Below are 1,415 nucleotides of genomic sequence, written 5' to 3'. Positions count from 1 at the left end.
CCGTTACTCCACGGCTCCTGAATGCTTAACTTGACAGAACTAATATCTTGTTCGATGCCATGAATAAATGATTGTATAAATGGATAGTCAAGTTGTTTATATTCAGCCAGCCATTCTACTAATTTTTCACTTCTTTTTTCCGTAAATAAGTTTCGAAAGTTTTGAACAAGTTGATCGAGTTCTATAATTTCAGGAAATGACTCTGGAAGTTCGGGGTGCAATTGACCAATGCGTTCCAAATGATGCCCTTTTTTAAAATCCCAAATCACTTGAATAACTTTCTGACGAACTGAATATGTTTTTGCTTTGCCTTGTTTCACATTACGTCGTTCCCTGGCAATCATTTTATTTAAAGTAGAGCGAGAACCTGTATAGCCTTTCAAACGACAGGCCTCCTCAATTTGGTTGCCCGTTTGACTATCCAGAAGCAGGGCTTGAATAAGGGTGTCAAATCGTTGATAGGGCGTAGCCCTTTGATGATTCGGCTTTTCTTTTTGCTTCAAATCTGCGTAAATTGTTCCGCGGGAAAGATGGAGCTTTCTTTTGATGCTAGTTATTGTGTAGCCTTGTTCATATAACAATTGTACATGTTGAATGCGTGCCCATCTTTTTTCTTCATTTTGCAGTCGTTCGGATTCACTTTTCCGTGGAGGTTTTTCTTTGTTTTCTTTAACAACTAGTTTGTCGATTGGGGTTGGTGTCCATTTGGCAGGGATAAGATTGAAAATTGTTTTCTTAATCGCTTCGAAAAGCTGGTGAAGGATATGCCAGCGGTCACCGACTTGCAGTATAGCCGGGGATGCTTCTGTGACGGCTTTCGCGTAGGTCTTCGAACCATCCCGGGTGATCAATTCAATTTCGGGGTGATTTTTGAGCCACTCAGTTACAGGTATTTGGTCGCGTTTTTCTAATAGATCGATTGGTTTATTCGTCTGTAAATCAATGAAAATCGTACCATAGGCCATCCGTTTTTTAAAAGCAAAATCATCAATACCCACGAAAGGGAGATGCCTTCTGGGGAAAAGTAACAGCTTGAACTCTTCGAAGAAGTGTGTCGTGACTTACGGGAATATGAAGGGCTTTGCACACTTTTTCAGCAGTTAAACAATTCGTGGAGAAGGCTATTTTTTCGATGACTTCTTCCAAGCGGTTGGTCTTTCTTTTATAGGTTTGAAGCCATGATAAGCGTTCAGTAAAGACGATAACCGTACAATTTGGTTCATCGCAAAACCACTTGTGGAGTAGAATTTGAAAATGGACGTGCCGATCCGAAATGGGCAAGTCATCAACATGGCGAGTGTAACGGCTATGCGCACGGGAGGACATCATCTGACAGGAAGGACATCGTGCTGATGATGAATCGACTTCGACGATAAAAAAGAGTTCCTTATCTGTTTGTTCCTCGTGAAGGACAT

At 41.1% G+C, this 1,415-nt stretch carries 2 protein-coding genes; both read right to left on the bottom strand.

The window, feature by feature from the left end:
* Positions 1-998 (bottom strand): transposase (locus H4683_RS21085; protein WP_192600784.1); only part of this gene is annotated, 998 nt, incomplete at its 3' end.
* Positions 988-1,415, bottom strand: a 428-nt coding sequence (locus H4683_RS21685) for a transposase family protein (protein WP_225942286.1), incomplete at its 5' end; no start/stop codon positions are given. The genes H4683_RS21085 and H4683_RS21685, both read right to left, overlap by 11 nt.

This window comes from Sporosarcina limicola (assembly GCF_014873855.1).
Taxonomy (GTDB): domain Bacteria; phylum Bacillota; class Bacilli; order Bacillales_A; family Planococcaceae; genus Sporosarcina; species Sporosarcina limicola.
Note: the sequence above shows the minus strand (reverse complement) of the source record. Positions and strands in the feature narration are given on the sequence as shown.